28 protein-coding genes are annotated in these 24,117 nt (G+C 64.2%); 2 read left to right on the top strand and 26 right to left on the bottom strand.

The window, feature by feature from the left end:
• Positions 1-72 precede the first annotated feature (72 nt).
• The 21 genes from nagZ to ACM14_RS06160 form a co-directional block, all read right to left on the bottom strand.
• Positions 73-1,164 (bottom strand): beta-N-acetylhexosaminidase, encoded by a 1,092-nt coding sequence (gene nagZ, locus ACM14_RS06255; RefSeq protein ID WP_065345642.1) that lies wholly within the window; start codon positions 1,162-1,164, stop codon positions 73-75.
• Positions 1,165-1,223: 59 nt separating this feature from the next.
• Positions 1,224-1,619: a holo-ACP synthase gene (gene acpS / locus ACM14_RS06250; RefSeq protein WP_012207056.1), complete on the bottom strand. Its 396-nt coding sequence runs from the start codon at positions 1,617-1,619 to the stop codon at positions 1,224-1,226.
• Positions 1,620-1,639: 20 nt separating this feature from the next.
• Positions 1,640-2,413: a pyridoxine 5'-phosphate synthase gene (locus tag ACM14_RS06245; protein ID WP_043821481.1), complete on the bottom strand. Its 774-nt coding sequence runs from the start codon at positions 2,411-2,413 to the stop codon at positions 1,640-1,642.
• Positions 2,410-3,180, bottom strand: a complete 771-nt coding sequence (recO, locus tag ACM14_RS06240; RefSeq protein ID WP_012207058.1) for a DNA repair protein RecO — start codon at positions 3,178-3,180, stop codon at positions 2,410-2,412. The genes ACM14_RS06245 and recO overlap by 4 nt, the downstream gene beginning before the upstream one ends.
• A gap of 27 nt (positions 3,181-3,207) precedes the next feature.
• Positions 3,208-4,242, bottom strand: a complete 1,035-nt coding sequence (gene era / locus ACM14_RS06235; protein WP_012207059.1) for a GTPase Era — start codon at positions 4,240-4,242, stop codon at positions 3,208-3,210.
• A complete protein-coding gene (gene rnc, locus ACM14_RS06230; protein WP_012207060.1) occupies positions 4,239-4,922 on the bottom strand; it encodes a ribonuclease III in 684 nt (227 codons plus the stop codon). The genes era and rnc overlap by 4 nt, the downstream gene beginning before the upstream one ends.
• A complete protein-coding gene (locus ACM14_RS06225) occupies positions 4,923-5,285 on the bottom strand; it encodes a DUF4845 domain-containing protein (protein ID WP_063328135.1) in 363 nt (120 codons plus the stop codon). It lies immediately after the preceding gene.
• 80 nt (positions 5,286-5,365) lie between these two features.
• Positions 5,366-6,343 carry a signal peptidase I gene (gene lepB / locus ACM14_RS06220; RefSeq protein WP_012207062.1) on the bottom strand — a complete coding sequence of 326 codons (978 nt, stop codon included), beginning with the start codon at positions 6,341-6,343 and terminating at the stop codon, positions 5,366-5,368.
• Positions 6,343-8,151, bottom strand: a complete 1,809-nt coding sequence (gene lepA / locus ACM14_RS06215) for a translation elongation factor 4 (RefSeq protein ID WP_012207063.1) — start codon at positions 8,149-8,151, stop codon at positions 6,343-6,345. The genes lepB and lepA overlap by 1 nt, the downstream gene beginning before the upstream one ends.
• A gap of 428 nt (positions 8,152-8,579) precedes the next feature.
• Positions 8,580-10,052, bottom strand: a complete 1,473-nt coding sequence (locus ACM14_RS06210; RefSeq protein WP_043783674.1) for a DegQ family serine endoprotease — start codon at positions 10,050-10,052, stop codon at positions 8,580-8,582.
• Positions 10,053-10,356: 304 nt separating this feature from the next.
• Entirely contained in the window at positions 10,357-11,073 is a 717-nt protein-coding gene (locus ACM14_RS06205; protein ID WP_063328137.1) for a sigma-E factor negative regulatory protein, read from the bottom strand.
• A 75-nt stretch (positions 11,074-11,148) separates the two neighbouring features.
• Positions 11,149-11,778 carry an RNA polymerase sigma factor RpoE gene (gene rpoE, locus ACM14_RS06200; RefSeq protein WP_043783676.1) on the bottom strand — a complete coding sequence of 210 codons (630 nt, stop codon included), beginning with the start codon at positions 11,776-11,778 and terminating at the stop codon, positions 11,149-11,151.
• A gap of 38 nt (positions 11,779-11,816) precedes the next feature.
• Positions 11,817-12,338, bottom strand: coding sequence for a hypothetical protein (locus ACM14_RS31405; RefSeq protein ID WP_139093383.1), 522 nt, complete (start codon positions 12,336-12,338; stop codon positions 11,817-11,819).
• Between the two features lie 85 nt (positions 12,339-12,423).
• Positions 12,424-13,668: a beta-ketoacyl-ACP synthase II gene (fabF, locus tag ACM14_RS06195; RefSeq protein WP_013800994.1), complete on the bottom strand. Its 1,245-nt coding sequence runs from the start codon at positions 13,666-13,668 to the stop codon at positions 12,424-12,426.
• Between the two features lie 39 nt (positions 13,669-13,707).
• On the bottom strand, positions 13,708-13,947 hold the full coding sequence (gene acpP, locus ACM14_RS06190; protein ID WP_003058049.1) for an acyl carrier protein: 240 nt from the start codon (positions 13,945-13,947) through the stop codon (positions 13,708-13,710).
• 149 nt (positions 13,948-14,096) lie between these two features.
• Positions 14,097-14,843, bottom strand: coding sequence for a 3-oxoacyl-ACP reductase FabG (fabG, locus tag ACM14_RS06185; protein WP_013800993.1), 747 nt, complete (start codon positions 14,841-14,843; stop codon positions 14,097-14,099).
• The gene (gene fabD / locus ACM14_RS06180; protein ID WP_043796600.1) at positions 14,840-15,784 is read right to left on the bottom strand and encodes an ACP S-malonyltransferase; all 945 of its coding nucleotides are present in this window, start codon (positions 15,782-15,784) and stop codon (positions 14,840-14,842) included. The genes fabG and fabD overlap by 4 nt, the downstream gene beginning before the upstream one ends.
• Before the next feature lie 56 nt (positions 15,785-15,840).
• On the bottom strand, positions 15,841-16,818 hold the full coding sequence (locus ACM14_RS06175) for a beta-ketoacyl-ACP synthase III (protein WP_012207070.1): 978 nt from the start codon (positions 16,816-16,818) through the stop codon (positions 15,841-15,843).
• 5 nt (positions 16,819-16,823) lie between these two features.
• Complete coding sequence (gene plsX / locus ACM14_RS06170; RefSeq protein ID WP_013800990.1) at positions 16,824-17,864, bottom strand: phosphate acyltransferase PlsX; 1,041 nt, start codon at positions 17,862-17,864, stop codon at positions 16,824-16,826.
• Positions 17,865-17,977: 113 nt separating this feature from the next.
• Entirely contained in the window at positions 17,978-18,160 is a 183-nt protein-coding gene (gene rpmF, locus ACM14_RS06165) for a 50S ribosomal protein L32 (protein WP_012207072.1), read from the bottom strand.
• A 137-nt stretch (positions 18,161-18,297) separates the two neighbouring features.
• Positions 18,298-18,855, bottom strand: a complete 558-nt coding sequence (locus tag ACM14_RS06160; RefSeq protein ID WP_034396686.1) for a DUF177 domain-containing protein — start codon at positions 18,853-18,855, stop codon at positions 18,298-18,300.
• Between the two features lie 25 nt (positions 18,856-18,880).
• Here ACM14_RS06160 and ACM14_RS06155 point away from each other — a divergent pair, with 25 nt between their 5' ends.
• Together ACM14_RS06155 and ACM14_RS06150 are read left to right on the top strand one after the other, a co-directional pair.
• Positions 18,881-19,501, top strand: coding sequence for a Maf family nucleotide pyrophosphatase (locus ACM14_RS06155; protein ID WP_065345641.1), 621 nt, complete (start codon positions 18,881-18,883; stop codon positions 19,499-19,501).
• A complete protein-coding gene (locus ACM14_RS06150) occupies positions 19,498-20,289 on the top strand; it encodes an SAM-dependent methyltransferase (RefSeq protein WP_013800987.1) in 792 nt (263 codons plus the stop codon). Before ACM14_RS06155 ends, ACM14_RS06150 begins: the two co-directional genes overlap by 4 nt.
• 86 nt (positions 20,290-20,375) lie before the next feature.
• Here the strand turns inward: ACM14_RS06150 and ACM14_RS06145 are convergent, their stop codons facing one another.
• The 5 genes from ACM14_RS06145 to ACM14_RS06125 are packed head-to-tail and all read right to left on the bottom strand — an operon-like array spanning position 20,376 to position 23,937.
• Positions 20,376-21,422, bottom strand: a complete 1,047-nt coding sequence (locus ACM14_RS06145) for a S49 family peptidase (RefSeq protein WP_012207076.1) — start codon at positions 21,420-21,422, stop codon at positions 20,376-20,378.
• A gap of 1 nt (position 21,423) precedes the next feature.
• Entirely contained in the window at positions 21,424-21,792 is a 369-nt protein-coding gene (locus tag ACM14_RS06140) for a Rieske 2Fe-2S domain-containing protein (protein WP_013800985.1), read from the bottom strand.
• A gap of 49 nt (positions 21,793-21,841) precedes the next feature.
• On the bottom strand, positions 21,842-22,528 hold the full coding sequence (locus ACM14_RS06135) for an HAD family hydrolase (protein WP_012207078.1): 687 nt from the start codon (positions 22,526-22,528) through the stop codon (positions 21,842-21,844).
• A gap of 24 nt (positions 22,529-22,552) precedes the next feature.
• Positions 22,553-23,614 (bottom strand): RluA family pseudouridine synthase, encoded by a 1,062-nt coding sequence (locus ACM14_RS06130; protein WP_034396692.1) that lies wholly within the window; start codon positions 23,612-23,614, stop codon positions 22,553-22,555.
• Entirely contained in the window at positions 23,572-23,937 is a 366-nt protein-coding gene (locus ACM14_RS06125; RefSeq protein WP_224986162.1) for a hypothetical protein, read from the bottom strand. The genes ACM14_RS06130 and ACM14_RS06125 overlap by 43 nt, the downstream gene beginning before the upstream one ends.
• Positions 23,938-24,117: the final 180 nt, after the last annotated feature.

Below are 24,117 nucleotides of genomic sequence, written 5' to 3'. Positions count from 1 at the left end.
TACGACACGCACATGCCTTTGCAAAGCCCGCCTTGGCCCTCGGAGCGGCCAGCGGCGGCATTCTTCAATCCATCAAGGCAGCAGGTCCAGCGCCTGCAGATAGGCAGGCTGGCGCATGAGGTCGTCCCAGGGCTGGGGCACGGTCTCCGGCAGCAGGGCCACGCGGCGAGATTCGCTGTCGGCATCGGGCTGCCAGCGGCCGCTGCGCTGCGCGGCCTCCATGCCGGCCAGCAGCTCGTCCACATGCCCGCCCAGGCCCAGGCTCTGGTTGCACAGCAGCACCATGTCGCAGCCCGCCTCCAGCGCGGCCAGGGCCGCATCGGTATAGCCGATGAGCTGGCCGTCGATGCGGCGCGCACCCTCCATGCTCAGGTCATCGCTGAAGATGGCGCCGTCGTAGCGCAGGCGGCTGCGCAGGATGTCCTTGAGCCACTTGGCGGAAAAACCGGCCGGGCGCTTGTCCACCTTGGGGTAGATCACATGGGCCGGCATCACGGCCGTGAGCACGCTGGACAACCAGGGATAGGGCGCGGCGTCCTCGCCCAGGATGGCGGTGAGGCTGCGGCCATCGACCGGAATGTCCACATGCGAATCGGCCTTGACGAAGCCGTGGCCGGGAAAGTGCTTGCCGCAGTTGCCCATGCCGGCCTGCAGCAGGCCGTGCATGAGGCTGCGGGCCAGCGCGGCCACCACGCGCGGGTCGCGGTGGAAGCTGCGGTCGCCGATGACGCTGCTGGCACCGTAGTCAAGGTCCAGCACCGGGGTGAAGCTGAAATCCACGCCGCAGGCACGCAGCTCGGTGCCCAGCACGTAGCCGGCCGCCGTGGCAGCATTCATGGCGGCCAGGGCGCCGCTGCCTTCACGGTGCTTGCTGCCCTTGCCGTCGTCCATCCACATCTGGCCGAAGGCGCGCATGGGCGGCAGGTGCGTGAAGCCGTCAGCGCGAAAACGCTGCACGCGCCCGCCCTCATGGTCCACGCAGATCAGCAAATCGGGCTTGGCCGCCTTGATATCGGCGCACAACTGCACCAGCTGCTCGCGGCTTTCCCAGTTGCGGGCAAAGAGGATGATGCCGCCGACCAGCGGATGCGCCAGGCGCTGGCGGTCCACATCGGTGAGTGCCTTGCCGGCGATGTCGATGATGAGGGGTGCGTGCTCGGTCATGCCGGGAGTTCCTATGAATCCTGTGGAGTCAAAAAAGCCAGCGTCACGCTGGCCGGGTATCAGGCGCGGCGCTCGACCACGCAGAAGCTGGCCGCGTAGTCGCTCTCGTCGGTCACGGACAGGTGCACCTGCAGGTTGCGCGCCTCGAACCATTCCTTGAGCGCGCCGTGCAGCACGATGGCAGGCTGGCCACTGGGCAGTTTGATGACCTCGCAGCTGCGCCAGGTCATGGGCATGACCATGCCCATGCCTATGGCCTTGGAAAAGGCCTCCTTGGCGGAAAAGCGCGTGGCCACGAAGCGGATGCCGCGCTCAGGCCAGCGCGCGCGGCGGGCACGCCAGGTGGCCAGCTCGCCCTCGGCCAGCACCTTCTCGGCGAAACGGTCGCCATGGCGCTCCAGGCTGGCGCGGATGCGGCGCACGTCGCAGATGTCGGTACCGATGCCGTAGATCATGGATTCGCTCCGCGAAAGCTTCAGGCGCGCGCCGCCATGCCCTGGTCTATGCACTGCTGGTAGGCGCGCACGGTTTCGGCGTAGCCCAGCTCCAGCGCGTCGGCGATCAGCGCATGGCCGATGGAGACTTCGAGCAGGCCCGGCACGCGCGCCACGAAGGCGGCCAGGTTGTCACGGCTGAGGTCATGGCCGGCATTGATGCCCAGCCCGGCATCCAAAGCCGCCTGGGCCGCCGCCGCATAGGCCTGCAGTTGCGCTTCCTGATCTGCCGTGCCCCAGGCAGCTGCGTAGGGTTCGGTATACAGCTCGACCCGGTCGGCACCCACGGCGCGCGCAGCGGCCATCTGGGCGGGCACGGGGTCCATGAACAGGCTGACGCGCACGCCGAGTTGGCGGCATTCGGCAATCAGCGGCTTCAGGCGCTCGGCGTCCTGCGGGAAGTTCCAGCCATGGTCGCTGGTGAACTGGTCCTCGCTGTCGGGCACGAAGGTGGCTTGGTGCGGGCGCGTGTCGCGGATGAAGTCCATGAGGTTCTGCGTCGGGTTGCCCTCGATGTTGAACTCCGCCTGCGGCCACTGTGTCATCAGCGCCTGCAGTTCATAGACATCCTCGCTGCGGATATGGCGCTGGTCGGGACGCGGATGGATGGTGATGCCCTGGGCACCGGCCTCCAGGCAGATGCGCGCGGCGCGCGTCACGCTGGGAATGCCCAGGTGGCGCGTGTTGCGCAGCAGCGCAACCTTGTTGACATTGACCGACAGCGCCGTGCGCTGCGAAGCGTGGGAAAGATTCATAGCGATTGCAGATCCATCATCAGCTGGCGGGTGCGCAGCATGGGACTGCCGCAATGGTATTGCAGCAGGGCCCTCAGTTGGGGCTTGAGGGCCAGCGCCTGCTCGGGTTGGGCCACCACATGCAGCGTGGCATTGAAGGCCTGCCGGGCCTGCAGCGCGCTTTCAATGGCCTGCCATTGCGCAGCGCCCAGCACGGCGCGCTCGCCCTGCAGCGCCGGGCGCAGGCCGCCTTCGGCCACCAGCGCATAGCGGCGGCCTTCGGCCAGCGGCGCCAGCGTGGCGCTTTCCTCATTCAAGGCGGGCAGATGGCCCAGTTCGCGCAGCAGCAGCAGCTCGAAGGTGCGCAGCACGGGCTCGATGGCATCGCCATGCTGGCCCGCCAGCACGCGCACCACGCCGGCATAGATGTCGAACAGCGCCGCATAGGGATCGTCTCGCGCCAGCAGGCGCATCAGCAGCTCGTTGAGGTACAGGCCCGACATCAGGGCGTCGCCCTGGGGCATGACATGCCCGCCCACCCACTCGGCACCCTTGAGGGTGTGGATCTCGGCATTGCCCTCGCCGCCCAGGCTGTAGCTCAGGCTCAGCGGCTGCAGCGGCAGCAGCACGGGGCGAAAGTTCGAGGTCGGGCGCTTGACGCCCTTGGCCGCCAGCGCCACGCGGCCCCGGTGCCGCGTGAAGACCTCGAGGATCAGGCTGGACTCGCTCCAGTCGTAGCTGTGCAGTACATAGGCCGGCTCATCCGAGACACGCTTGGCGCTAGCCATGGACAGAGGGCCTTGCGGGGAGGTTTCTCACTCGTAGCCGAAGGAGCGCACGCGGGCCTCGTCGTCGGCCCAGCCCGAGCGCACCTTGACCCAGACTTCGAGGAAGACCTTGGCATCCATGAGCTTTTCCAGCTCCTGGCGGGCCTCGGTGCTGATGCGCTTGAGGCGCTCGCCCTTCTCTCCGATGATCATGGCCTTGTGTCCGTCGCGCTCAACCACGATGGTCGCCGCCACGCGGATGAAGCGCTTGTGCTGCTTGCTGGCCTCTTCCTCGAACTTGTCGATGACCACCGTGGAGGTGTAGGGCAGCTCGTCGCCCGTGAAGCGGAACAGCTTCTCGCGCACGGTTTCCGAGGCGAGGAACTTCTCGCTGCGGTCGGTCAGCTCGTCGGGCGCATACATCCAGTCCTGCTCGGGCAGGTACTTCTCGCAGATGCCGAACAGGCGCTCGATGTCGCCCTTGCTCTTGGCCGACATGGGCACGAACTCGGCAAACGGATGGCGCTCCTGCATGCTCTTGAGCCAGGGGGCGATCTCGGCACGGCGGCCCACGGTATCGAGCTTGTTGGCGATCAGCAGCGTGGGAATGCCGGGCTTGAACAGCGACAGCACCTTGGCATCGGCCAGCGTGAACTGGCCGGCTTCCACGACGAACAGGATCAGGTCCACGTCGCCGATGGCGCCCATCACGGTCTTGTTGAGCGACTTGTTCAGCGCCGTGCTGTGCTTGGTCTGGAAACCCGGTGTATCGACGAAGATGAACTGCGTCGCGGCACGCGAGCGAATGCCCGTGATGCGGTGGCGCGTGGTCTGCGCCTTGCGCGAGGTGATGCTGATCTTCTGGCCCACCAGCGCATTCATCAGCGTGGACTTGCCCACATTGGGCTTGCCGACGATGGCGATCAGCCCGCAGCGCTGCGGGCCCGTCGGCACCTCGGGTGCCTGGGCTTCATCAGGGGCGGATGCCGTGCGTGCTGCGCCGGCGCCGGGCTTGGCCGCAGCCAGCAGGGCATCGAGTTCGGCGGCGGTCTGTGCCGGCGCCGGAGGTTTGTCTTGGTTCATGCGTGTCTTGCTTTCAATAGTTCCAGCATGGCTGTGGCAGCCGTCTGCTCTGCGGCTCTGCGCGAGGCACCCGTTCCCCGGGCCTGCAATTGCAGCTCGGCAATCGCGCAGGCCACTTCAAAGGTCTGGCGGTGGGCGGCTCCCGTGGTGGCGACCACCTCATACTGCGGCAGCTTCATGCGCCGTCCCTGCAGCCATTCCTGCAGGGCCGTCTTCGCATCCTTTTCGGCTGCGCGCATGTGGGGGTTGATGTCCACGCCCTCGAAAAGATGGTGTACCACCTTCTCGCCCGCCGCGTAGCCGGCATCCAGATAGACCGCGCCGATCAGGGCCTCGACCGCATCGGCCAGGATGGAGGGGCGTTGCTTGCCGCCCGACTTGGATTCACCCTCGCCCAGGCGCAGCAGATCGGGCAACTGCAGCCTCAGCGCGATCTGGTGCAGCGTGCCTTCCTTGACCAGGTTGGCGCGCACGCGGGACAGATCGCCCTCGGGCATGGAACTGAGCCGCTGGTAGAGCAGGCTGGAAATGGCAAGGTTCAGCACCGAGTCACCGAGGAATTCCAGGCGCTCGTTGTTGTCTGCCGAGAAGCTGCGGTGCGTGACGGCACGCTGCAGCAATGCAGGCTCGGCAAATTGATGCTGCAGCCTCAGCTGCAGCGCATTCAGTAAGGGAGGCACCTATTGGGTCTGCTTCTTAAAACGGTAAGTCAGGTAGGCGGGGCCCACGAGATGGATCTCGCGCGAATATTCGAACCCCACCACCACACGGTCATTGATCTTGGTCACTTCGAGGTTCTCCCCCGTAATCGACTTGATGTCGTCAATCTGGGCTGCGCGATTGAAGCTGGCTTTCACGTCCGCCACGGAACTACCCTCACGGGCCGCCTTGTTGGCGGCCTTGACGATGGCCTGGTACTCCAGGAAGACCGGCACGGATTGTGCGCCCACTGCCACCACGCCCACGCCCAGGGCAATCACAAACACCAGTCCCAGAAAGGACAGGCCGCGCTGGCGCGAACGCCGGTTGTTCGATGTCAACATGCTTTTTCCTCCTCCGATGTGAATCCCTCGCGCATGCCCGGGCCACTGCGGTCCTCAGGCATGCATGTGATGTGATGTGATCAATGGAAGCTGCCGATGCGCTTGAAATCCCCGAAGTTCATCCAGACAAAGAAAGCCCGGCCCACGATGTTCTTGTCGGGCACAAAGCCCCAGTAGCGGGAATCCAGCGAGTTGTCGCGGTTGTCGCCCATCATGAAGTACTGGCCCTCCGGCACCTTGCAGGTGATGCCTTCGACGCTGTAGCGGCAGTTCTCGCGGAACTCGAAGCCGCTGGCGCCCTGGATGAAGGCCGGCACGTCCTGGTTCACGATCATGCGGTGCGGCTTGTCGCCCAGCGACTCCTCGTACTGCTTGAAGTAGCGCATCGCATCCTTGTCGAAGAAGTCGGGCAGTGCATTGACCGGGACTTCCTTGCCATTGATCGTCAGCCGCTTGTTCAGGTAGGCGATCTCGTCGCCCGGCAGGCCCACGACCCGCTTGATGTAGTCCAGGCTGGGCTGGGGCGGGTAGCGGAACACCACCACATCGCCACGCTGCAGCGGCGTTCCCTGCGTGATCTTGGTGTTGATCACCGGCAGGCGCACGCCATAGGTGAACTTGTTCACCAGGATCAGGTCGCCCACGAGCAGCGTGGGGATCATGGAGCCAGACGGGATCTTGAACGGCTCGAACAGGAACGAGCGCAGCACGAAGACGATCGCGATCACCGGGAACAGGCCTGCCGTCCAGTCCAGCCACCAGGGCTGCATGAGGATGCGGCCCTTGGCCTCTTCAGACACCTCGATGTCGGTCTTGGCGATGCCCATGCGGTCGAGTTCTGCGCGGCGTGCCACGGCAGCCTCCTCGATGGCTACGGCAGCGCGGCGTCGGCGCGGCAGGAAGTACAGCCGCTCGGCCACCCAGTACAGGCCTGTGACCACGGTGGCCAGGAACAGCAGCAGCGCGAAGTTGCCCTCGATGAAGCCTGTGTACCAAGCGCCGATATAGCCCACGAAGGCCGCGAGTACGACGGCCGTAATCCATTGCATGGCTTGCATCAATCCTCCACTTGCAGGATGGCCAGGAAGGCCTCCTGGGGCACTTCCACCGATCCGATCTGCTTCATGCGCTTCTTGCCGGCCTTTTGCTTTTCCAGCAGCTTGCGCTTGCGGGTGATGTCGCCGCCGTAGCACTTGGCCAGCACGTTCTTGCGCATGGCCTTGACGGTTTCCCGCGCAATGATGTTGGCGCCGATGGCGGCCTGGATGGCCACATCGAACATCTGGCGGCTGATGATCTCGCGCATCTTGGCCACCACGGCCCGGCCGCGGTACGTGGCCTGGGAGCGGTGCACGATGATGGACAGCGCATCGACCTTCTCGCCGTTGAGCAGGATGTCCACCTTCACCACGTCGGAGGCGCGGTACTCCTTGAACTCATAGTCCATGGAGGCGTAGCCGCGCGAGACCGACTTGAGCTTGTCGAAGAAGTCCAGCACGATTTCGCCCAGCGGCATCTCATAGGTGAGCATCACCTGGCGGCCGTGGTACTGCATGTTGATCTGCACGCCGCGCTTCTGGTTGGCCAGCGTCATCACCGGGCCCACATAGTCCTGGGGCATGTACAGGTGGACGGTGACGATGGGCTCGCGCACCTCCTCGATACGGCCGGCATCGGGCATCTTGGACGGGTTCTCGACCTGGATGACCTCGCCATCGCCCTTGACCACTTCGTAGACCACGCTGGGCGCGGTGGTGATCAGGTCCTGGTCGAATTCGCGCTCCAGGCGCTCCTGCACGATTTCCATGTGCAGCAGGCCCAGGAAGCCGCAGCGAAAGCCGAAGCCCAGCGCCTGCGAGACTTCAGGCTCGAACTGCAGGGACGAATCGTTGAGCTGCAGCTTCTCCAGCGCATCGCGCAGCTGGTCGTACTCGCTGGCTTCGGTGGGATACAGGCCGGCGAACACCTGGGGCTTGATTTCCTTGAAGCCGGGCAGGGCCTCGGTGGCAGGGCCCAGATTGTTGGGAAGCTTCTTTTCCAGCGTGATGGTATCGCCCACCTTGGCTGCCTTGAGCTCCTTGATGCCGGCAATGATGTAGCCCACCTCGCCGGCGCGCAGCACGTCGCGGGGCACGTCGGCCGGAGTGAACACGCCCAGGTTGTTGGCTTCATAGGCAGCGCCCGAGGCCATCATCTTGAAGCGCTCGCCACGCTTGAGTTCACCATCGACCACGCGCACCAGCATCACGACGCCGACATAGGTGTCGAACCAGCTGTCGATGATCATGGCGCGCAGTTGGCCATTGGGATCGCCCTTTGGCGGCGGCACCTTGGCGACCACCGCCTCCAGGATCTCTTCGATGCCCATGCCGGTCTTGGCCGAGCAGGGAATGGCGTCGCTGGCATCGATGCCGATGACATCCTCGATCTCGGCCCTGGCATTTTCGGGATCGGCCTGGGGCAGATCCATCTTGTTGAGAACAGCCGTCACTTCCACGCCGAGTTCCAGCGCGGTGTAGCAGTTGGCCACGGTCTGCGCCTCGACCCCCTGCGAGGCGTCCACCACCAGCAGCGCTCCCTCGCAGGCCGACAGCGAACGCGAGACTTCATAAGAGAAGTCAACGTGGCCGGGCGTGTCGATGAGGTTGAGGTTGTAGACCTGGCCATCCTTGGCCTTGTACTGCAGGGCTGCGGTCTGCGCCTTGATGGTGATGCCGCGCTCTTTCTCGATATCCATCGAGTCCAGCACCTGGGCTTCCATGTCACGGTCAGCCAAGCCTCCGCAACGCTGGATGAGGCGGTCAGCCAGCGTCGACTTGCCATGGTCGATGTGCGCAATGATGGAAAAATTTCTGATGTGGTTCATCAACGGGAAGGACTGCTAGTGAAAGTGGAAAACGACAGGGCCGGCGCGCAAGAAAAAAGGGCGCGTCCATGAACGACGCGCCCCGAACCAACAATCTCTGGCAACTGCGATAGTTGGGACTTTATTGTAGGCAAAACGGGCTGAAAACCAAGCCCTGACAAGGCCTGCAAAGGTCCGGGCTTGATCTGTCACAATTATTTATCAACAGTTTATCAACAGAACCGCCGAGCCATTTCTCGCCCGTCGATCACCGGATAGTGCGGTGCTTTTGCACCGCAACAATCCCCTTTGAAAACAGGTTTCTGACGCCTTGAGCCGTCACGCTTTGGTGGGGCATTTTACCCAATGCCCCAAGGGGCATGGGCGGCTCCGTGTCAGGATTCCGAGGGTATTCCCCAGGATCCGGTAAACCGCCCTCCCCTGCGGCCTCAGCGCGCCGGACGGATCAGCACGTACTGAGCCCATTCCCCACGGCGCACCAGCAGGTTCACGGGCTTGCTCTTGTCCACCTTTGCCAGCGTGGCCTCGAAGCTCTTGAGCCCCGTGATCTCGACATTGGCCAGTTGCAGGATCACATCGCCTTCGCGCAGGCCCGCACGTGCCGCAGCCTCGACGGCAGCCGTCACGCGCACGCCGCCCTTGATGCCCAGCTCCTTCTTTTGGGCATCCGTGAGCTCGGCCAGCGTCAGGCCCAGCGGCTGGGAAACCAGGGTGCTGCCCTTGCCGGTGGCCTTGGCCTGCGGAGCCGCGCCGTCGGGCTCGACCTCGGCGATCACCATGGTCAGATCCTTGGCCGCGCCGCGACGGAACACGGTGATGGTGCTGCGTGTGCCGGGCTTGGTATTGCCCACCAGGCGCGGCAGGTCGGCCACCTTGTCGATGGCCTTGCCGTCGAACTTGATGATCACGTCACCGGCCTCGACGCCCGCCTTGGCAGCGGGCGAATCCGGCTCGACGGCCGAGACCAGTGCTCCCTGCGCCTTGCCCAGGCCAATGGATTCGGCAATGTCCTTGGTGACCGGACCGATCTGCACGCCAATGCGGCCTCGCGTGACCTTGCCGGTGGCGCGCAGCTGGTCGCTGACACGCACGGCCTCATCGATCGGAATCGCGAAGCTGATGCCCATGAAGCCGCCGGAGCGCGAATAGATCTGGCTGTTGATGCCCACGACCTCGCCGCGCATATTCAGCAACGGGCCGCCCGAGTTGCCGGGGTTGATGGCCACATCGGTCTGGATGAACGGCAGATAGTCGCCCGTATCGCGCTGCTTGGCACTGACGATGCCCGCCGTGACGGAGTTGTCGAGGCCGAAGGGCGAGCCGATGGCCATCACCCACTCGCCGACCTTGAGGCGGTTCACATCGCCGATCTTCACGGCCGGCAGCCCTGTGGCGTCGATCTTGACCACGGCCACGTCGGTGCGCTTGTCGCTGCCCACGATCTTGGCCTTAAACTCACGCTTGTCGGTCAGCGTGACGATGACTTCGTCAGCGCCTTCGACCACGTGGGCATTGGTCATCACAAAGCCATCGGCCGTCAGGATGAAGCCGGAACCCACGCCGCGCGGCTGCTCCTCGTCAGGCTGTGAACGCGGCTGTGGGCGCTGGCGCGGCACATTGGGCACGGGCAGGCCAAAGCGGCGGAAGAATTCGAGCATGTCCTCGTCCATGCCCAGCGCCTCGGCAGAGTTGGCGGATACCTTCTCCAGCGTGCGGATGTTGACCACGGAAGGGCCGACCTGCTCGACCAGATCGGTGAAGTCCGGCAGCCCCCTCACCACGGCGCCACTTTGCGCATGGGCGGCACTCACCGGCACCAGCATTCCTGCGCTGCCCGCAGCAAGCGCCAGAACGCCGGCCAGTGTGCAGGACTGCAGCGTCTTCCATCGAACAGTGGTCATGGTCATCCTTTCCATCTCAATCATTACGTTGCCCCGACGCCATCGCGCCCAGGCGGTTTGTTCGGACACATGGCAGCCGACTTGCTTTCGGACGAACGTCACATTCTGGCGCAGTCCTGGCGAGCATCGGCCAGACGATGGCTCAGAAGCCTGAAAGACGCGGTTAGTTCCCGAATCGGCAGCATGCATGGGGCGCGGGCCGCCGTGCATGGAGCACAAATGACTGCACCCGCGTCCATTTCAATGCCGAAAGGCTGGACGCGGGTGCAAAAGAAGGCAGGAGAGCCATGCTCTCCTGTGAGATTCAGCGCTGGTTGGCGCGCGGTGCCGAGGCGAAGTTGGCGTTGCGCAAGAAGCTGGCAGGCATCTGCAGCGTGGCCGGCCCACTGTACTGCGGATGGGAGGCCAGCAGCGCATCCAGGCGCGGATCACGCAGCATCACGCTCTGCCCGTAGGGTCCGGCCACCGCCACGACCGAGGAAGACTGGGCCGTATCGCCAAGCGGGAAGTCCTGGGCATTGCCAGCCACCGCAACCGGCGCCGACGGAGCACCCGTCTCAAGGGCCGCCAGGGCCCGGCCCGGCGCCGCGCCGGGACCGGCAGGCGCGCCCAGCATCACGCTCCAACCAATGGCAGCCACGGCCGCCACGGAGGCAAAGCCCGCCGCCATCTTCCAGCGGAATACCGAGGCATTGGCCGCCTCGCGCAGCGGCGCGCCATTGATCACGGCCCGGTCCTGCGCCGGATGCGCAATTTGCGCCAGCTCTTCAGTGGCCACGGAAACCAGCGGACGGCGAGGCTCGTTGGCCAGTTGGGCGCGGATTCCGGAGAGCACATCGTGCCGGCTGTGATGCGCCAATTCCGGGGAGCGCAGCACATCGCCCACGAGGTGGTACATGCGCCACTCCTGCTGGCCTGCATCGCTTTCCGCATAGGCCAGCACGGCCTGCAACTCTGCGGCAGAGAGTTCACCATCAGCCAATGCCGACAATTGTTCGCGCTTCGTCAGATCGTCATTCATGATCAATCACCTGCTTGTCTGCTTTGAGACCCTGTACCCAAAAAATGCGCCACCGGCGGCCACAACCCATCACGCCTACCAACGCTTGCCCGACTGGCGCTCCAGCAAAGGCTTGACCCTGGCTGAAATCGCTTCCCGTGCGCGAAAAATCCGTGAGCGCACGGTGCCGATGGGGCAACCCATGGCGTTCGAGATTTCCTCGTAGCTCAGGCCTTCAATTTCCCGCAACGTGACAGCCTGCCGGAGATCCTCGGGCAAAGCCTCCATGGCGGCGTTGACTGCCTGGGCAATTTCCTGGGCTGCCAGGATCGTTTCGGGCGTTTCTTCGGTGGTTAGTTCCTGGCTGACCCGGGAAGTTTCATCATCGTCATCCCCGTTGTGTAACGCGCTTTCGGTGATGAGCGGCGAGCGCTTCATGTCCAGCAGCGCCTTCTTGGCAGTATTCACGGCAATGCGGTACAGCCAGGTATAGAACTGGGCATCACCCCTAAACTGGTGCAGGGCCCGATAGGCGCGAATGAAGGTTTCCTGCGCAATGTCCGGCACCAGGTCCACATCGCGCACCATGCGGCCGATGAGGCGCTCGATGCGGCGCTGGTACTTGATGACCAGCAGCTCGAAGGCCCGCATGTCTCCTGCGTTGGTGCGCTCGACCAGAGCCAGGTCGCTATCGGCAGAAGAAGGCGGGAATTCGGGAGGCGTCATGAAATCGGTGAAGACGGGCCGCGGCGGCCCTGGCGCAGTCATTGCGCCCGTTCTGTAGGTCTGGCCGGGGAATATACAGCACGCCGCAAATCACCCCAGGTTTCCGGACTCTGCCTGCACAACAGGAGAAGCCAGCGGGAGCTGCGCCAACGCAAGGGCCCCGCCGGCACCATGGAAACCAGGGGAAGGACCTGCACCCACAACCACGATCCACCATCGGCTCGCACCTGCAGCAGCACCGGCTGCGCAGCCTGGCCTGGATCCGCCTCGCCGATCGACCACTGCACGCCATCCCAGGCGATGAAACCTTTACCCAGGCTGTTCCATCCATGCCACATGCCTGCAGCAGCAACCAGGCAAACCGCAACGGCCACGGCTGCAGGCCACCACCCAGCCTGGAGATTCAAGGCCCATGCCAGCAAAAGCATGGCGGCCAGCAGCCAAAGCGCACAAAGACATGCTGCCACGGTGCGCGATGGCTTCAGCGGATGGCGAACTGCGGGCGGCGCATGGCGAGACGGCATGCCTGCAGTGTCGCAAAACCGCAGCATGACCGACATTTATCCTGCTTTCACCTGGCACATGCGCGAAATAAAAAAGCCCGCTCCCTTGCGGGGCGGGCTTTTCATGTGCGTTGCGCAGGCCTCAGATCCGCTTGAACACCAGCGTTCCGTTGGTGCCTCCGAAGCCGAAGTTGTTCTTCACCGCCACCTCGATCGTCGCGTCCCGAGCCGTATTGGCGCAGTAGTCGAGATCGCACTCCGGGTCCTGGTTGTCCAGGTTGATGGTCGGAGGAATCTTTTGCTCGTGCAGTGCCAGCACGGTGAAGACGCTCTCGATGCCACCAGCACCGCCCAGCAGGTGACCTGTCATGGACTTGGTCGAACTGACAACGATTTTCTTGGCGTGATCGCCCAGAGCCGCCTTGATGGCGTTGGTCTCGTTGAGGTCGCCCAGCGGCGTGGAAGTGCCGTGCGCGTTCAGATAGTCGATCTGGTCGGCATTGATGCCGGCATTTCGCAAAGCTGCCAGCATGGCGCGGCGCGGGCCGTCCATGTTGGGTGCCGTCATGTGGCCGGCGTCGGCACTCATGCCGTAGCCGCACAGTTCGGCGTAGATCTTGGCACCGCGGGCCTTGGCATGCTCGTACTCTTCCAGCACCAGCACGCCCGCGCCTTCGCCCAGCACGAAGCCGTCGCGGTCCTTGTCCCAGGGGCGCGAAGCGGCCTTGGGATCATCATTGCGCGTGGACAGGGCGCGCATGGCGGCAAAGCCGCCGACGCCCAGGGGGGAGACCGTGGCTTCCGTGCCACCAGCCACCACCACATCGGCATCGCCGTATTCGATCATGCGTCCCGCCTCGCCTATGCAGTGCAGCCCGGTCGTACAGGCAGTCACCACGGCAAGATTCGGCCCCTTGAAGCCGAAGCGCATGGACACATGGCCAGCCACCATGTTGATGATGGAGGCAGGCACGAAGAACGGCGTGATGCGGCGCGGTCCGCGCGCAGCCAGTTCCGCGTGGGTGTTCTCGATCAGCGGCAAGCCGCCGATGCCCGAACCGATCACACAGCCGATGCGCGTGGCCAGATCATCCGACAAGGCCTCGCCCGTGGGCAGACCTGAGTCCTGCACGGCTTGCGCCGCAGCAGCGATGCCGTAATGGATGAAGGTGTCCATGGAGCGCGCATCCTTGGCGCTCATGTACGACTCCACATCGAATCCCTTGACCTCGCCTGCAATCTTGCAGGCAAAGTTCGAGGCATCGAACTTGGTGATGAGGTCAATGCCGGACTGGCCGGCCAAAAGATTGGCCCAGGCGTCGCCCACCGTGTTACCCACGGGGGAGATGCAACCCAGGCCGGTCACGACAACGCGACGACGGCTCATGCGTAAAACCTTCTGCTGATCGCTCGGGTCAGGGCCCTATCAGGCCTTCTGGTGGGTGTTGGCGTAGTCGATGGCGTTTTGCACCGTCGTGATCTTTTCCGCGTCTTCGTCGGGGATCTCGATGCCGAATTCATCTTCCAGGGCCATCACCAGCTCCACCGTGTCCAGGGAGTCAGCACCCAGATCAGCCACGAAGGCCTTTTCGTTGGTGACTTGAGACTCTTCAACGCCGAGTTGTTCGGCAATGATTTTTTTGACACGTGCTTCGATATCGCTCATGGTTTCCCTCTGGGGGTTGTGAATGAACCCGCGATTCTAGCTGCTTCGGGCCTCAGGCCCTCTTCAGCCGGCCGTCGCGAGGAAACGGCCTCTTCTGTTGCAAGCAACGCCGGCTTCTGGCAGGGGTCTGCCCGAAGCCGCCGCAGCACTTACATGTACATGCCGCCGTTGACGTGCAATTCCTGGCCGGTGACGTATCCCGCACCCGCAGATGCGAGGTAGGCCACGGCATGGGCGATGTCGCTGGGTTGACCCAGATCGCCCATGGCGATCTGCGATTTGAGGGCGTTCTTCTGCTCTTCGGGCAGCTCCGCCGTCATGTCGGTGGCAATGAAGCCAGGCGCCACGCAGTTGACCGTGATGCCGCGGCTGCCCAGTTCACGGGCCAGCGCACGCGTCATGCCGGCAACGCCGGCCTTGGCGGCTGCATAGTTGGCCTGACCGGGGTTGCCGGAGGCGCCAACGACGCTGGTGATGTTGATGATGCGGCCAAAACGCTGCTTCATCATGGGCCGAATGGCCGTACGGCTGACTCGGAAAACCGCCTTGAGATTGGTGTCGATCACCGCATCCCAGTCGTCGTCCTTCATGCGCATGGCCAGGGTGTCGCGTGTGATACCGGCGTTGTTGACCAGCACATGCAGGCCGCCGTCATTCTTGACGATGCTGTCGATCAAGGCATCGACGGCCGCCCCATCCGTGACATTGAGGTTCACGCCGCGGCAGCCCTCATGGGCCGACAGAGCCTGGCCGATCTTTTCCGCGCCACCGTCGGTGGTGGCCGTGCCGATCACGCGGTAGCCGCGCGCTGCCAGCTCCTGGGCAATGGCAGCACCAATGCCACGCGAGGCACCCGTCACCAGGGCAACCTGGGGCTTGTTCTGGTTGTCAGTCATGCGAGGGATTCTTTCACGTCGGCCAGCGTGGCCGGATCATAGAGGGCAGCGGCCGTCAGGTCCGCGTCAATCCGCTTGGTCAGGCCCATGAGCACCTTGCCGGGACCGCACTCGACGAGATGCACGATGCCGCGCGCCTTCATGGCCTGAACGCATTCAACCCAGCGCACCGGGCCAAAGGCCTGGCGATACAGCGCATCGCGGATGGCGTCGGCGTCCTGCTCGACCGCCACGTCGATGTTGTTGAGCACGGGAATCTGCGGCGCAGCCAGCGCCGTGGCAGCCAGCGCCGCCTTGAGCTTTTCGGCCGCAGGCTTCATCAGGCTGGAATGGAACGGCGCCGACACGGGCAACGGCAGGGCACGCTTGGCGCCTGCGGCCTTGAGGGCTTCGCAGGCCTTTTCGACAGCAGCCTTGCTGCCGGCGATCACGGTCTGCGAAGGATCGTTGAAATTGACGGCTTCGACGACTTCAGCGCCACCCAGGGCAGCCGTGACCTCGGCGCAGCCTGCGCGCACCTTGTCGGCGTCCAGACCCAGGATGGCCGCCATGGCGCCCGTGCCCACGGGCACGGCCTCCTGCATGGCTGCAGCACGCAGGCGCACCAGCGGGGCAGCCTGGGCCAGCGTCAGCACGCCCGAGGCGACCAGGGCGGAATACTCGCCCAGCGAATGGCCTGCCACGACATCGGGCAGCGCGCCGCCTTCGGCCTGCCACACGCGCCAAGCGGCCACACCGGCCACCAGCATCACGGGCTGGGTGTTGGTGGTGAGCGCCAGGGCTTCCTTCGGTCCTTGCTGGATCAGCTGGCCGATGTTTTCACCCAGCGCCTCGGAGGCTTCGGCCAGCGTCTGCGCCACGACAGGATGGTCACCCCATCCGTCGAGCATGCCCACCGATTGCGAGCCCTGGCCAGGAAAGACGAATGCAAACTTCTTCATATTTTCAAAAATAAAAGCCGCGCCATGGGAGCCTGCCGACAGGCAGGCATCCCGCATCACATCTTGAGAAGCACCGCACCCCAGGTGAAGCCACCGCCCACGCCTTCCAGCAGCACGGTCTGCCCAGGCTTGACCTGGCCATTGCGCACGCCGTGGTCCAGCGCCAGCGGGATCGAGGCGGCCGAGGTATTGCCATGCTGGTCCACGGTCACCACCACCTTGTCCATGGACAGCTTGAGCTTGCGCGCCGTGCTTTGCATGATGCGGATGTTGGCCTGGTGAGGGATCAGCCAGTCGATATCGGCATCGGTGAGCCCGGCCTTGTCCAGCGTCGCGCGGGCGGCCTTTTCCAGCACGCCGACCGCCAGCTTGAACACGGCCTGTCCATCCATCTTCAGCAGCGGATCGCCGAGTACCTGGCCGCCGGATACATTGCCCGGCACGCAGAGGATGCCGACATGCTTGCCATCGGCATGCAGGTCGGACGCCAGGATCCCAGGCTGCTCGGACGCCTCCAGCACCACCGCGCCGGCGCCATCGCCGAACAGCACGCAGGTCGTGCGGTCGTTGAAATCAAGAATGCGGCTGAAGACTTCGGAACCCACCACCAGCGCGCGGCTTGCGGCGCCGGACTGGATCATGGCATCGGCCACCGTGAGAGCGTAGACAAAGCCGCTGCACACAGCCTGCACGTCAAAGGCCGCGCAGCCGTTGGCGCCAAGCTTGTTCTGCAGGATGCAGGCAGTGGACGGGAAGACCATGTCGGGCGTCGAGGTGGCGACGATGATCAGGTCGATGTCCTGTGGCTGGCAGCCAGCGGCCTCCAGCGCCTTCTTCGACGCCTCCAGGGCCAGATCGCTGCTGGCCACGTCGGGCGCGGCAAAGTGACGGGCATGGATGCCGGTGCGCTCGACGATCCACTCGTCCGAGGTCTCGATGCCACGCTGGGCCAGTTCGGCTGCCAGATCGTGATTGGTGAGTCGGCGGGGTGGCAGGTAGCTGCCCGTGCCGGTGATGCGTGCGTAGCGTCTCATCTGTATTAGGGCGCCGACGGTCCCGATTCCGACTGCGCAGCCAGCAAAAGAGGCAGGGCTGCGGAGATGCGGGTACGGACACGGTCGAGCAGGTTGTTGCGGGCCGCATCATACGCGCGGTTCAGCGCGTGCTCGAAAGCCAAGGCATCGGCTGACCCATGGCTTTTGAACACCAGCCCACGAAGGCCCAGCAGCGCCGCACCGTTGTGACGCCGATGGTCCACGCGATTCATCAGCGCAGTTAACACCGGATAGGCAACGATTGCAGCCATTTTGGTGAAGATGTTGCGCTTGAACTCCTGCTTGAGGGCATTGGAGATCATGGACGCCACCCCCTCGGAAGACTTGAGGGCCACGTTGCCCACAAAGCCGTCACAGACCACGACCTGGGTCGTGCCCTTGAAGATATCGTTGCCTTCGACGTTTCCGTAGAAGTTCAGGTGACCGGCCTTGCCTGCCGCGCGCAACAGTTCGCCCGCACGCTTGATGACTTCACTGCCCTTGATCTGCTCTTCGCCGATATTGAGCAGACCCACCGAAGGCGCCTCTTCGTTGTTCAGCGCAGACACCAGAGCCGAGCCCATGACGGCGAACTGCAGCAGATGCTCAGCCGAGCAATCCACGTTGGCACCCAGGTCCAGCACCGTGGTGGCACCACCCTTGGCGTTGGGCAACTGGGGAGCGATGGCGGGGCGATCGATGCCATCCAGCGTCTTGAGCAGGTAGCGCGAGATGGCCATCAGCGCACCCGTATTCCCAGCCGACACGGCAGCAGCAGCCTGGCCATCCTTGACCTGCTGGATGGCGACGCGCATCGAGGAATCCTTCTTCCTGCGCAGCGCCACCTCGATCGGGTCATCCATGCCGACGACTTCCGAGGCCGGCACCACGCTGGCGCGCTCATGCGCAAAGCCAGCCAGCGCATCGGGCTGGCCGACCAGCAGCAGCCGGGCGTCGGAATGGGAATCGAGGAACTGGCGGCACGCCGCGAGCGTGACGCGGGGGCCGTGATCACCCCCCATGCAGTCAACGGCCAAAGTGATCATGAGCGACTGGCAAGCCTGTTGCAAGGCCTGGAAAGATAGGAACGGCCATCAGAAAAAACAAAAGCCCGCGCTACGAAAACTGTAGCCGCGGGCTCTGCGGGAACGGTCGAAGGTCAGGCTTCGGACTTGTTCTTCAGCACTTGACGGCCGCGGTACACGCCGTTGGGGCTGATGTGGTGACGCAGGTGGGTTTCACCGGTGGTGGGTTCCACGGCGATGCCAGGCACATTCAGTGCATTGTGCGAACGGTGCATACCGCGCTTGGAGGGGGACTTCTTGTTCTGCTGAACAGCCATGATGGCTCCTGTGTATCTGAAAAGGGTTGGTAAAAAACGCGATCAGCCCATTAAAGACACGAGGGGGTTTCGCGCGAAGCCCTTGATTATAGCGCAATCGCTTTTCCCGGCCTCGACCTTTTTTCCGGGCATCTCGATCAGTCTGCGGATTTGCCCACATCCAGGCCGCGAAGGACGGCGAACGGGTTGGGCTTGTCCTCGATAGCCTGCTCGAAGTCCGCATCGCTGGACTGCAAGCTCACAGACTCGGGGCAGACATCGTGACGCGGCACCACGGGCAGCTCCATGAGCAACTCGTCCTCTATGAGTTCGAGCAGATTGAACTCGCGGCTGAGCACCAGCAGGTCCTCATCGCTTTCGTCGTCCTCGGACTCGGCTGTGGCTTCATCCGCAACAAAGCGAAAAGACCGATCAACCTGCAGGGTGATGGGCGCCAGGGCCAGGCAGCGCTGGCACACCATGGGCACGACGGCATCGGCCTGCAGATGCAGCCACACCTGACCGGGGCCGCCGGTCTGCTCGACCAGCTCGCCGTCCGCCTGCCAGTGCACCTGGCCGTGCGTGTCACCGGCATCCGGCTGCGCATCCTGGGCCAGACGCGGAAAGACTGACAGTGTTGTCTGGTCCTGAAGATGGCCCTGCGATTGCGCGAAAGCGCGAACATCGAGGCGGGCCGCAGAAAATTCCTTGCTCATGCGGGCAGTGTAAGAGAATCCGGGCATGCAAGCTCCCCACCCCGCCTTAGCCCAGGCTCCCGGCCTGGCGCGTCCCCTGATCCTTGGCTCCACCTCACGCTACCGCCGCGAACTCCTGGAGCGGCTGCGGCTGCCATTCCAGACCGCCTCCCCGGAAGTCGATGAAACACCTCTGACCGGAGAGACACCGCACGCCCTTTCCCTGCGCCTGGCCCTGGCCAAGGCCCAGGCCGTGGCTGCGCTGCACCCCGGCGCCGTTGTCATCGGCTCCGACCAGGTGCCCGAGCTCGATGGCCTGCCGCTGTCCAAGCCCGGCAACCATGAACGCGCCACCGAACAGTTGCGCCAGATGAGCGGGCGCCAGATGAATTTCCACACTGCCGTGAGCGTGGTCTGCCAGGAAACCGGCTTTTCCGAGACCGACGTGGTGACGGTTCAGGTGCGCTTTCGCGATCTCAACGATGCGGAAATCGAGCGCTACCTGCGCGCCGAGCAGCCTTATGACTGCGCAGGCAGCGCCAAGAGCGAGGGCCTGGGCATTGCCCTGCTCGACGCCATCGTCAGCGACGACCCCACAGCACTGATCGGCCTTCCGCTGATCCGCACATGCCAGTTGCTGCGCGCCGCAGGAGCCGTGCTGCCATGAGCGACGCCATCACCAAGCCCCTGACAGGAACGCTCTACCTGGTACCCGCGCCGCTGGACTTCGGCTGCGATGAGCAAACGCCGCTGACGCAGGTCTTGCCCGATGGGACACTGCGCACCGCTGCGCGGCTGACCCACTGGATCTGCGAAAACGCCAAGAGCACACGCGCCTATCTGAAGCGCATCGACGCGCTGCATGCACTGGCCCAGCCCTTGCAGACACAGCAGATCACCGAGCTGCCGCGCGAGGCCCACAAGAAGGGGGACCATGGCGACAAGGGTGCCGCCGTCTTTGACGCCAAGCCACTGCTCGCCCCCTTGCTGGCCGGACACGACATGGGACTGGTCAGCGAGGCCGGAATGCCCGCCGTGGCCGACCCCGGCAGCTCCATCGTGCGCGCCGCGCACGATTTGGGCATACGCGTCGTGCCGCTGATCGGACCCGTATCGCTGCTGCTGGCGCTGGCCGCCAGCGGGCTCAACGGACAGAACTATGCCTTTGTGGGCTACCTGCCCCAGGATGCCGGCGGACGGGTACAGCGCATCAAGGAGCTTGAAGCCCTGGCATTGCGCCAAGGCCAGACCCAGCAGTTCATCGAGACGCCCTACCGCAACGCCGCGCTTTGGCAAGCCCTGCTGCAGACGCTGCAACCCCATACCCGTTTGGCGTTGGCCTGCGGACTGACGCTGGAGAGCGCCCGCATCGAAAGCCGGCTGGTGCGCGAATGGCGCCAGCACAAGGAAGCGCCGGACAACCGCACGCCGGTGGTGTTCTCCATCGGCCGCTGAAGCCGCCCATCAGCGAAAAAGCCCGCCTTCGACAGGAAGGCGGGCTTTTTCGTCTTGGCAGACCCGAGCGGGAAACCCCGCAAGAATCAGCGCAGAGCCGGGAGGCTGGAACGCAATGCCTGCACCGCACCGCCGCCAAAAGCCGCGCCGAAACGCTTGGCCAGGCGCTCGGCCACGTTGTCGCGGCGCGTGTAATCCACCACCTCTTCCGCCTTGACCACTTCACGGGCCACATAGTCAAGACTGCCCAGCTTGTCGGCCAGGCCCATCTCCACCGCCTGCTGACCGGTCCAGAACAGGCCGCTGAAAGTCTCGGGCGTCTCATGCAGGCGGTCACCACGGCCAGCCTTGACCACGTTGATGAACTGCGAGTGGATCTGGCCCAGCATCTTGTGGGCATGTTCGCGCTGCCCTTCGGACATGGGGCTGAACGGGTCCAGGAAACCCTTGTTCTCGCCAGCCGTCAGCAGGCGGCGTTCCACGCCGAGCTTTTCCATGGCGCCGGTGAAGCCAAAGCCATCCATGAGCACGCCGATGCTGCCCACGATGCTGGCCTTGTCCACAAAGATCTCATCGGCGGCGGCGGCAATGTAGTAGGCGGCCGAAGCGCAGGTTTCCTCCACCACGGCATACAGGGGCTTGTCGTACTTGCCCTTGAGCCGCACGATTTCGTCATTGATGATGCCGGCCTGCACAGGGCTGCCGCCCGGCGAGTTGATCAGCAGTACCACGGCGCGCGAGCCCGAATCCTCGAAGGCACTGCGCATGGCGGCCACCACGAATTCCGCGCTGGCGTCGGCACCTGCGGCGATCTCGCCCTTGACCTCGACCACGGCCGTGTGCGGGGAGGAACTGGTCGTGGTCGCCGTGTCCTTGGCAAACAGCACCCACAGCACCACGAGGATGAGCGCCGTCCACAGCAGGCGGCCAAACAGGCGCCAGCGGCGCGAGGCACGCTGCTCGTTGATGGTGGCGAAGACCAGCTTTTCCAGCACCTCCCGCTCCCAGCCGCTCGATGCCGCCGTGCGCGCATCGGCAGCCGCCGTGGCGGGCGTGGCCCGGGCCCACAGGTCCGCCCCCGGGGATGGGTGCGATGCGGAGCCAGGATTTTCCGGAGGTATGGGGGAAGTCATGTCAGAACTCGACGGGTTTCAGGTTATCGGCAGTATGCCAGTGCACCACCCCCGCGCTTTCGCTCAGGGAGATTTTCACAAGGCCGCCACGGCAGGGCCCGCCAGCGCAGGCGCCGCTGTCGGGCGCGTAGGCCGCTCCATGGGTGGCGCACAGCAGCCAGCGTCCGGTGTCATCGAAAAAGCGGTCCGGCTGGTAGTCCATCTCCATGGCCACATGGGTGCAGCGATTCAGATAGGCGTGCACCTGTCCCTCGAAGCGGATGGCGAATGCGCGGCAGGCATGACCCGCGTAGACCACGTCGAAAGGCACGGCATTCGCCCCTTCCTGCAGGGCATCGCTGGCGCACAGAACGATGCGTTCAACGGTCAACGGCACACCTCACGAGCATGAATCCACGCGCTGACGCGGGCATGACGACTCAGCCATGGGCCAACAGCCACTGATGCAAATCCGCAACACTCTGCGCCACATGCAACGGCTTCAGCACGCCAAAGCCGTCGGTGGGATGCGCGCCATAGCCCACGCCCACGCTGGCACAGCCTGCATTGCGGGCCAGTTCCAGGTCGTGCGTGGTGTCGCCGATCATCAGCACCCGCGAAGGGTCCGCACCAAATTCGGCCATCAGCTCCTGCAGCATCAGCGGATTCGGCTTGCCGGCGGTCTCGTCCGCCGTGCGCGAGCTGTCGAACATGCCGCGCAGCTGCGGGTCCTGCAGCGCATCGTTCAGACCACGGCGGCTCTTGCCCGTGGCCACGGCCAGCAGGTGCCCTCGCTCGCGCAGCGCCGCCAGCATTGGCAGCACGCCGGCGAACAGGCTGATGTCGTCCTGGTGCTTGATGAAATGGTGGCGATAGCGGTTGCCCAGCTCGGGGTATTTTTCGGGCGGTACATCGGGCGCTGCACGCGCCAATGCGGGCATCAGCGCCATGCCGATCACATAGGACGCCGCCTCATCGCTGGGAGGCGTGCCCCCCACATCGGCCACGGCCGCCTGAATGCACTTGACGATCACCGCGGTGGAATCCGACAGCGTCCCATCCCAGTCGAAGGCAATGAGATCGAAGCGGCGCGCACGGTGCATCTCGGAAGAACCAGGATTTGTCATATCTACAAGGAGTCGGAGCCAGCGTCAGCCGGCGAAACGGGCCAGTTCTTCGGGAAGCTCGGCGCGCAGCTCCACCCGCTCGCCACTGGCCGGGTGGGTGAACTGTAGCCGCCATGCGTGCAGGAACATGCGTTTGAGTCCCTGTTTCTGCAGGCGTCGGTTCAGGTCGAAGTCGCCATATTTGTCATCGCCCGCAATCGGGTGCCCCTGGCTGGACAGGTGCACGCGGATCTGGTGCGTGCGCCCGGTCTTGATGGTCACCTCCAGCAGGCTCATGGCCGGCAGTCCCAGCAGGGGCTGGGGCGCCAGCGTGCTGCGAACGCGCACCAGCGTGACGGAGCGCATGCCGTCAGGATCATCGGCCGTGGTCACCCGCACGCGGCGTTCGCCGTCGGCCTGCAGGTATTTGTGCAGCGGCAGATCAATCACCTTGTGGTTGGCCGGCCAGGTGCCCTGGACCAGGGCCAGATAGGTCTTGCCGGTCTCGCGCTCGCGGAACTGGTCCTGCAGATGCGTCAGCGCCGAGCGCTTCTTGGCCACCAGCAAGATGCCGGATGTCTCTCGGTCTAGCCGATGCACCAGCTCCAGAAAACGGCTTTGCGGCCGCGCCTGGCGCAGTTGCTCGATGACACCAAAACTCACACCCGAGCCGCCATGCACGGCCACACCGGCGGGCTTGTCGATGGCGATCAGGTGCTCGTCTTCCAGCAGACTGGGGAAATCCCTGGCTGGCGCTGGCCGCTCGGCCTTTTCGGCGACTTTTTCGGAAATGCGCACGGGCGGTATGCGGACGATATCGCCGGTAGAAACGCGGGTTTCCGCACTGACGCGCCCTTTGTTGATGCGCACTTCTCCACTGCGGATGATGCGATAGACATGGGTCTTGGGAACGCCCTTGAGATGGCGTATGAGAAAGTTGTCCAACCGCTGTCCGGCCGAATCGTCATCGACTTCGATCAGCCGCACTGCGGCAGTGGCTGCGTTCAGGGAACGGTCGTCTGCCGGTTTGCCCTCTATAATGTGTTTCACCTGTGCCGAACTATTTATAAGTGGTTGATTCTCATGGAGTTTAGTCCAAACAACCATTTCCCCGCACAGGCAGGTCGATGCCATCCGGTGTCATGCACGCGAAACAGCAGGAAAAGATGGCCTGCGAAGTTCGTCGTTGCATCGGTTGTGGCTGACGAATTGAAACACTGATACGGAATCTCAAGCTGGCAGAAGGGGTCGGACCCGGCGTCCACCGCTGCCAGCGGATCAAAAGCGAGCATGTGGATCTTTTGGGCATGGATGGTCACGCTGTGGAGCAGGAAAACGCCTGCGCCCAGGATCATTGCCGCCCCCAAGCCTCCCGCCTGCCCCGCACGTGCAGCAGCTTCGCTTGAAGCTGGACGGCGTGCCTCTCTCATCGCTCTCGTCCCCCTGCCCTTGCCCCCATTGCTGACTTGAGCCAGGTCTCAAGCATCAAGGCATCCGGCGATTCCTTTCGTTTCGACGCGTCAGTCCGGCATCTCGGCTCCCTCGCGAGCCTGTCTTTGATTACAAGTCAAAGGCGTGACGGTCTGGCAGCAGAGGCTGCACTCCGGCGC

Origin of the sequence: Delftia sp. JD2 (assembly GCF_001682645.1) — a bacterium.
In the GTDB taxonomy this organism is placed as follows: Bacteria; Pseudomonadota; Gammaproteobacteria; order Burkholderiales; family Burkholderiaceae_C; genus Comamonas; species Comamonas acidovorans.
Note: the sequence above shows the minus strand (reverse complement) of the source record. Positions and strands in the feature narration are given on the sequence as shown.

Excerpts from the sequence above, each read along its gene's own strand:
- nagZ (WP_065345642.1), bottom strand. The coding sequence starts at position 1,164 with ATGACCGAGCACGCACCCCTCATCATCGACATCGCCGGCAAGGCACTC.
- acpS (WP_012207056.1), bottom strand. The coding sequence starts at position 1,619 with ATGATCTACGGCATCGGTACCGACATCTGCGACGTGCGCCGCATCCGC.
- ACM14_RS06245 (WP_043821481.1), bottom strand. The coding sequence starts at position 2,413 with ATGAATCTTTCCCACGCTTCGCAGCGCACGGCGCTGTCGGTCAATGTC.
- recO (WP_012207058.1), bottom strand. The coding sequence starts at position 3,180 with ATGGCTAGCGCCAAGCGTGTCTCGGATGAGCCGGCCTATGTACTGCAC.
- era (WP_012207059.1), bottom strand. The coding sequence starts at position 4,242 with ATGAACCAAGACAAACCTCCGGCGCCGGCACAGACCGCCGCCGAACTC.
- ACM14_RS06225 (WP_063328135.1), bottom strand. The coding sequence starts at position 5,285 with ATGTTGACATCGAACAACCGGCGTTCGCGCCAGCGCGGCCTGTCCTTT.
- lepB (WP_012207062.1), bottom strand. The coding sequence starts at position 6,343 with ATGCAAGCCATGCAATGGATTACGGCCGTCGTACTCGCGGCCTTCGTG.
- lepA (WP_012207063.1), bottom strand. The coding sequence starts at position 8,151 with ATGAACCACATCAGAAATTTTTCCATCATTGCGCACATCGACCATGGC.
- ACM14_RS06210 (WP_043783674.1), bottom strand. The coding sequence starts at position 10,052 with ATGACCACTGTTCGATGGAAGACGCTGCAGTCCTGCACACTGGCCGGC.
- ACM14_RS06205 (WP_063328137.1), bottom strand. The coding sequence starts at position 11,073 with ATGAATGACGATCTGACGAAGCGCGAACAATTGTCGGCATTGGCTGAT.
- rpoE (WP_043783676.1), bottom strand. The coding sequence starts at position 11,778 with ATGACGCCTCCCGAATTCCCGCCTTCTTCTGCCGATAGCGACCTGGCT.
- ACM14_RS31405 (WP_139093383.1), bottom strand. The coding sequence starts at position 12,338 with ATGTCGGTCATGCTGCGGTTTTGCGACACTGCAGGCATGCCGTCTCGC.
- fabF (WP_013800994.1), bottom strand. The coding sequence starts at position 13,668 with ATGAGCCGTCGTCGCGTTGTCGTGACCGGCCTGGGTTGCATCTCCCCC.
- acpP (WP_003058049.1), bottom strand. The coding sequence starts at position 13,947 with ATGAGCGATATCGAAGCACGTGTCAAAAAAATCATTGCCGAACAACTC.
- fabG (WP_013800993.1), bottom strand. The coding sequence starts at position 14,843 with ATGACTGACAACCAGAACAAGCCCCAGGTTGCCCTGGTGACGGGTGCC.
- fabD (WP_043796600.1), bottom strand. The coding sequence starts at position 15,784 with ATGAAGAAGTTTGCATTCGTCTTTCCTGGCCAGGGCTCGCAATCGGTG.
- ACM14_RS06175 (WP_012207070.1), bottom strand. The coding sequence starts at position 16,818 with ATGAGACGCTACGCACGCATCACCGGCACGGGCAGCTACCTGCCACCC.
- plsX (WP_013800990.1), bottom strand. The coding sequence starts at position 17,864 with ATGATCACTTTGGCCGTTGACTGCATGGGGGGTGATCACGGCCCCCGC.
- rpmF (WP_012207072.1), bottom strand. The coding sequence starts at position 18,160 with ATGGCTGTTCAGCAGAACAAGAAGTCCCCCTCCAAGCGCGGTATGCAC.
- ACM14_RS06160 (WP_034396686.1), bottom strand. The coding sequence starts at position 18,855 with ATGAGCAAGGAATTTTCTGCGGCCCGCCTCGATGTTCGCGCTTTCGCG.
- ACM14_RS06155 (WP_065345641.1), top strand. The coding sequence starts at position 18,881 with ATGCAAGCTCCCCACCCCGCCTTAGCCCAGGCTCCCGGCCTGGCGCGT.
- ACM14_RS06150 (WP_013800987.1), top strand. The coding sequence starts at position 19,498 with ATGAGCGACGCCATCACCAAGCCCCTGACAGGAACGCTCTACCTGGTA.
- ACM14_RS06145 (WP_012207076.1), bottom strand. The coding sequence starts at position 21,422 with ATGACTTCCCCCATACCTCCGGAAAATCCTGGCTCCGCATCGCACCCA.
- ACM14_RS06135 (WP_012207078.1), bottom strand. The coding sequence starts at position 22,528 with ATGACAAATCCTGGTTCTTCCGAGATGCACCGTGCGCGCCGCTTCGAT.
- ACM14_RS06130 (WP_034396692.1), bottom strand. The coding sequence starts at position 23,614 with ATGGTTGTTTGGACTAAACTCCATGAGAATCAACCACTTATAAATAGT.
- ACM14_RS06125 (WP_224986162.1), bottom strand. The coding sequence starts at position 23,937 with ATGAGAGAGGCACGCCGTCCAGCTTCAAGCGAAGCTGCTGCACGTGCG.